Origin of the sequence: [Clostridium] symbiosum ATCC 14940 (assembly GCF_000466485.1) — a bacterium.
Classification (GTDB): domain Bacteria; phylum Bacillota; class Clostridia; order Lachnospirales; family Lachnospiraceae; genus Otoolea; species Otoolea symbiosa.
The window spans coordinates 1-5,511 of sequence record NZ_KE992849.1 but is presented as its reverse complement, the minus strand read 5'-3'; the positions used below and the strand labels follow the sequence as shown (position 1 = coordinate 5,511).

Here is a 5,511-nt window from a genome sequence, read left to right as displayed (position 1 = left end):
TCGACGGACCAATCTGCTACTATGGCTGCCCGACAATCCCCGTAGAACTTAAAATTGAAGAAGGACGCATCGTAGAGGTGATGGGCGGAGACCCGAAGATTTGTAAAGAAATCCGCCGTCAGATAGCGGAAGTAAAAGACAGCGACAACATTGCGGAGATTGGAATCGGATTAAACCCGGCCTGCATGTTCAACGGAGACTTTGAGGAAGAGAAGAAGGCAAGGGGAACCTGCCATATCGCAATGGGCAACGGTTTCTACTACGGCCAGCCGGCACGTTCCACCGTACATATCGACATGGTGCAGTACAACCCGACCATCACCTTTGACGGCGAGCTGATTGTAAAAGACGGCAAGATGGTCTGCCTGGGCGAAGAGTAAGCACCGCAAGCTTCGGACAAGATATAGCCACATTACAAAAGAGGAGGACAGTGTATGAAAAAAATTAAGAAAATTTTGAGCATCACCCTGGCGATGATTCTTATATTCACGGCGACAGCCTGCAGTTCCAAAACCGAGCCTGCGGCTTCGGCGGACGGCAAAGAAACACAGCAGGAACAGCCTGCAGGTAGTGAAACCGCACAGCCGGCTGCTCCCAGCGGCAAAACAGTAGCGCTTATCATGGGAAGCGGCTCTTCCGGAGGAACTTATTTTGCCCTGGGCGGTGCTATGGCCAGCGCGATGAACAAGAGACTGGAGGGGCTGTCCCTGGATTCCCAGGCCAGCGGCGCTTCGGTGGAAAATATTAATATGATGGACATTGGCGAATTTGACCTCGGCATCGCGATGAATGCTACGGCGGATGATGCGTGGAACGGCCGTAATGCCTTTGCGGATACAGGCGAGATTAAGAGCTTCCGCGCCATCGGCGTTGTTTATCATGAGGTATACCAGATCGTTGCCAATGCAAGTACGAATGCCAAATCAGTTACAGACCTGAAAGGACTGAAAGTAGCTATCGGTCCTACCGGCTCAGGAACGGCCGGAACGTCGGACCTGGTTTTCAAAGCGGCCGGCCTTGATATCAATAAAGATATCCAGCCGCAGCAGGATGGGTTCGGCGACGCCGCTGTTAAGATGCAGGACGGACATATTGATGCATCCTGTGCAGTTCTTAATGTACCGGCTTCATCTATTGTAGAGATGACGACATCCACGGAGCTGTCTTATGTCAGCGTCAGCGATGAGGAGATTGCGAAGATTCAGGCGGAAGCTCCGTACTTTGAGAAAATGGTGATTCCGGCGGGGACCTACAGCAATACCGAGGATTTCCAGACGATTACATGTCAGGCCGTGCTGTACTGCCGTTCGGATCTGGATGATGACACTGTTTATAATATAACAAAAGCATTTTATGAAAGTGCGGAAGAGATCGCAGCAGCGCACCCGGCCGGTAAAGATATCAGCCTGGAGGGCGGACTTTCCGGAATTACTACCGCAGTTCACCCCGGCGCGGCGCGTTATTATGAAGAAAAAGGCATAACTGTTGATCCCGGCCTTCTGATCGATTAAATTCCTGCAGTTGAATGTAATGACACTTTGAGTGCGGCATTTAGGTACAGGAGGTAGGAATGTATAAAGAAGACACAACCATTAAGCTAGATGAACAGGAAGTCAGCAGCGAAGAAGTCATGACCAAATTTGACAAAGAGTCGAAGTTCCGCCGCCTGAGCGGAACTCCGGCAAAAATAGTATTTGTCATTGCGGTGGCATGGTCCGTCTTTCAGCTTTATACGGGTCTTTTCGGAACCTTTCCTTCCACCCTGCAAAGGGCCCCCCACGTGGGAGCTGCAATGGTTCTGGCTTACCTGCTTTATCCGATGAACGGAAAGCCGAGCGATAAGATCCCGTTTTATGATTATATTCTTGCAGCGCTGGCATTTGCCTGCTCTGCCTACCATATAGTATTTTATGATCAGCTGCTTCTGCGGGCAGGCCGCTTTACCACGGCAGATATGGTGATTAGTGCTTTAGCCATCCTGCTGCTGCTGGAAGCGGCGCGGCGCGTGGCCGGGCTGGTAATCGTTTGTGTCGGCAGCGTGTTCCTTTTATATGCCCTGTTCGGCAATTATCTTCCGGGCTTCCTTTTCCACAGAGGCATGACGCTGAAGCGGTTAGTCTGCCTGGAATGGCTGGGAACCGAAGGAATCCTGGGTTCGCCAATCTACGTTTCCTCGTCGTTTATTTTCCTGTTTCTGGCCTTTGCCACATTTTTGAAGGCCAGCGGCGTGGGAGACTGGATGACAGGGCTGGCCATGGGCGCCTGCGGCGGAAGTGTGGGAGGACCTGCGAAAGCAGCTGTTGTAGCCAGCGCTTTGCAGGGTACCATAAGCGGCAGCTCGGTGGCGAATACGGTAAGCACCGGTTCGATTACAATCCCGTTGATGAAAAAATCCGGCTATAGGCCTGAATTTGCAGGAGCGGTAGAGGCTGCCGCCTCTACCGGAGGCCAGATAATGCCTCCGATTATGGGAGCGGCCGCATTTATTATGACGGAATACGTAGGAACCAACTATGGAACCATTGCCCTGGCGGCCTGTATACCGGCGCTTCTGTATTTTACCGGTATTTTTACCAATGTACATTTTGAAGCGGTGAAAAACGGCCTGCTGGGGATACCGAAGGAACATAGGCCGGAGGTTGTATATCTGCTGAAAACAGGCTGGTACAGGGTAGCGCCTATCATCGTTATCGTAGCGCTGCTGGTTATGGGGCGGTCGGCGATGAACGCGGCCATGTACGGAATTATCTCATGCCTGATTATCTGGGTGATTGAGATAGTGCGTGAGACTAAGCGGTTTAATGTTCTGGAATTTTTGAAAAAGTTTGTTCTCTGTCTGGAAGAGACGGCCAGAGGCGCTATATCAGTAGCAGTAACCTGCGGCTGCGCCGGCATTATTGTCGGTGTCGTGACAGCGACAGGCCTGGGCCTTAAGATGGCGAACGGCATTGTGGAGCTGGCGGGCGGAAGCCTGATTCTCACGATGGTATTCACGATGCTGTGTTCTCTGATACTGGGAATGGGAGTGCCTACGACAGCCAATTATATCATACAGGCGACGATCTCCGCACCGGCTCTGGTAGCTCTTGGTGTTCCGGCGATTGCAGCCCATATGTTCGTATTCTATTTCGGAATCGTGGCCGATATCACGCCTCCGGTTGCGCTGGCCGCCTTTGCAGGCGCCGGAATAGCCAAGGCGAATCCGATGAAGACAGGATTCAATGCTTTCCGGCTGGGATTTGCGGCTTATCTGGTACCGTACATATTTGTTATGAATCCGGTACTGGTTTTAGTCAATCCGGGCTGGAGCACGCCATACTTTATTTTGATGGTGGCGAAGGCAATTATTACGGCAATTATCGGCATGATAGGGATTGCCACAGGCTTTACCCGGTACTTTATCGCACCATGTAAATGGTGGGAGAGTGTGCTGCTGGTTATCTGCGGCGTTTTAATGGTCGATGCGGGGAATGTAACGGATCTGATCGGAATTGCACTGTTTGCAGTGCTGGCCGGAATGCAGTTAGTCAGAAAAAAAGGACAGGCAGCTTGATTTAAGAGACAGGTCTGAAGAAGTTAAGAACCAAATCGGACCTGTCTTTTGGCATTCATGATATCGAGTGACAAAACAGCAGGACTGGGGGAAATTATTTGCTTAATGAGATGAAATACGTATATGCCGTTTATCAGGAGAAAAGCTTTTCAAAAGCGGCAAGAAAGCTGCAGGTCAGTCAGCCGGCTCTCAGCAAAATGGTGCGGAAAGTGGAAAAGGACATAGGGGTTATTATTTTTGACCGGAGCACAATACCGGTGACCGTCACCAGGGAGGGCGCATTTTATATTAAGTCAATTGAAGATATCATGTTTATCCAGAGAAATCTCAAGTCGTATTTCATGGATTTGAAAAACCTGAATACCGGCAATCTTTCCCTGGGCGGTTCTTCATTTTTCTGCTCCTTTGTATTTCCAGGCCTGATAGGCAGATTTCGGGAAAAGTATCCCAATGTGGTCATCAACTTGATGGAAGGAAATGTAGGCGAATTACGGGAAGGACTTGAAAATGAAACGGTCGATCTGGTAATAGAGACGGCAACTGACGTAGGGTCAAATATTGAACGTTTTTTTTATAATCATGAGAAAATCATTCTGGCCGTTCCTACCCGGTATCAGGTGAATAAGCGGCTCCAGCCTTACCGTCTTTCGTATCAGGATATTCTCACAGGCAGATTTGCCGACAGTGAGACGGAAGCGGTTCCTCTTTATGAACTCCGGGAGGTGCCGTTTATTACGATGAAACCCGGCAATGATATGTATCAGAGAAGCAGCCAGATTTGCAGGAATGCCGGCTTTACCATGAACACAGTCTTATTGGTGGATCAGGTTCTTACATCCGTAAATATTGCTTCTAACGGTGTGGGAGCCGTATTTATCCGTTCGGACATCGTAAGCTGTATGCCGGAGAATGAGATGCTGACCTACTATAAAATCGGTGACCCGCTGGCAACGCGGCCGGTGAGCTTTGCGATAAAGAAGGGAAAATACACGACCTCCGCCATGAGGGAATTTATGAAAATGGCAGGGGTGGAAAAAAAGGAGGAGGAATAAAGAAAGAGGAAGAAAGAGTCTCCGCGGGCGGTGAAAAGCAGGTGCAGTTTGCTTTTCACCGCCCGTTAAGGAGTATTAATGAGGGGAGAAGGAAAGTAATGAAAAGAATTTTGTATGTTGACTGCTGTATAAGAGGCGATGAATCACGTACAAGGAGGCTGGCCGCCCGGCTTGTGGACGGACTTGGCGGCAGGCCATACCTCAACGTAGAGACGGTGAGGCTTATGGAGTGTAATCTGACTCCGCTAAACGCCGGTGAAGTGGAGCTAAGAAACAGGCTGGTATCGGAAGGCTGCTTTGAGGATCCCTTTTTCGGTGCGACAAGGCAGTTTGCTTCGGCAGATATTATTATCATAGCGGCGCCGTTTTGGGATTTTTCCTTTCCAAGTCTTCTGCGCGTTTATCTGGAGCGCATGTGCGTCAGCCAAATGACGTTCCATTACAATGAAAAGGGGGAGACGGTGGGGGACTGCCGCGCTTCACGGATGATCTACGTGACGACCAGGGGAGGTTATACCGGCGTGATGCCTTCCGGTTATCCGAACCTGGCCGTGGAGTATCTAAAGGCGTTCTGTCAGATGCTTGGAATCGCCCGTTTCGATTCAGTGGAAGCCGAGGGGCTTGACATATACGGCAATGATCCGGAGGAAATCCTTAAGACGGCACAACGGCAGGCAGACCGGCTTTTGGCAGAGCTTTTATCCGGGGTTAAAGACGTATAACTAAACAGTGATATGCCATAGAAAAAAGCGTATAACGAATGAAAAACAGTGCGGAAATTATTACAATATATTCAGGTTCTGAAACAGAGACAAAGGTTCTGCTCCAGACGAAACCAGGAGTAAATCTGAAAACTGAAAAGGAGAATAACAATGGAAGACAACAGAATTATTGAATGTATTGAGA

4 protein-coding genes and 1 pseudogene are annotated in these 5,511 nt (G+C 49.7%); all 5 read left to right on the top strand.

Going from position 1 to position 5,511, the window contains the following annotated elements; all coding sequences use genetic code 11:
- A pseudogene (locus tag CLOSYM_RS05165) lies at window positions 1-380 on the top strand (aminopeptidase); the annotation flags it as partial.
- 54 nt (window positions 381-434) lie between these two features.
- The gene (locus CLOSYM_RS05160; RefSeq protein WP_021641240.1) at window positions 435-1,511 is read left to right on the top strand and encodes a TAXI family TRAP transporter solute-binding subunit; all 1,077 of its coding nucleotides are present in this window, start codon (window positions 435-437) and stop codon (window positions 1,509-1,511) included.
- 59 nt (window positions 1,512-1,570) lie between these two features.
- On the top strand, window positions 1,571-3,553 hold the full coding sequence (locus CLOSYM_RS05155) for a TRAP transporter permease (protein ID WP_003506767.1): 1,983 nt from the start codon (window positions 1,571-1,573) through the stop codon (window positions 3,551-3,553).
- 98 nt (window positions 3,554-3,651) lie between these two features.
- Window positions 3,652-4,605: a LysR family transcriptional regulator gene (locus CLOSYM_RS05150; protein ID WP_044902146.1), complete on the top strand. Its 954-nt coding sequence runs from the start codon at window positions 3,652-3,654 to the stop codon at window positions 4,603-4,605.
- A gap of 98 nt (window positions 4,606-4,703) precedes the next feature.
- A complete protein-coding gene (locus CLOSYM_RS05145; protein WP_009296282.1) occupies window positions 4,704-5,327 on the top strand; it encodes an NAD(P)H-dependent oxidoreductase in 624 nt (207 codons plus the stop codon).
- The last annotated feature ends 184 nt before the right edge of the window (window positions 5,328-5,511 follow it).

Bases quoted from the DNA above. Each gene is read 5' to 3' on its own strand.
- CLOSYM_RS05155 (WP_003506767.1), top strand. From the start codon at position 1,571: ATGTATAAAGAAGACACAACCATTAAGCTAGATGAACAGGAAGTCAGC.
- CLOSYM_RS05145 (WP_009296282.1), top strand. From the start codon at position 4,704: ATGAAAAGAATTTTGTATGTTGACTGCTGTATAAGAGGCGATGAATCA.
- CLOSYM_RS05160 (WP_021641240.1), top strand. From the start codon at position 435: ATGAAAAAAATTAAGAAAATTTTGAGCATCACCCTGGCGATGATTCTT.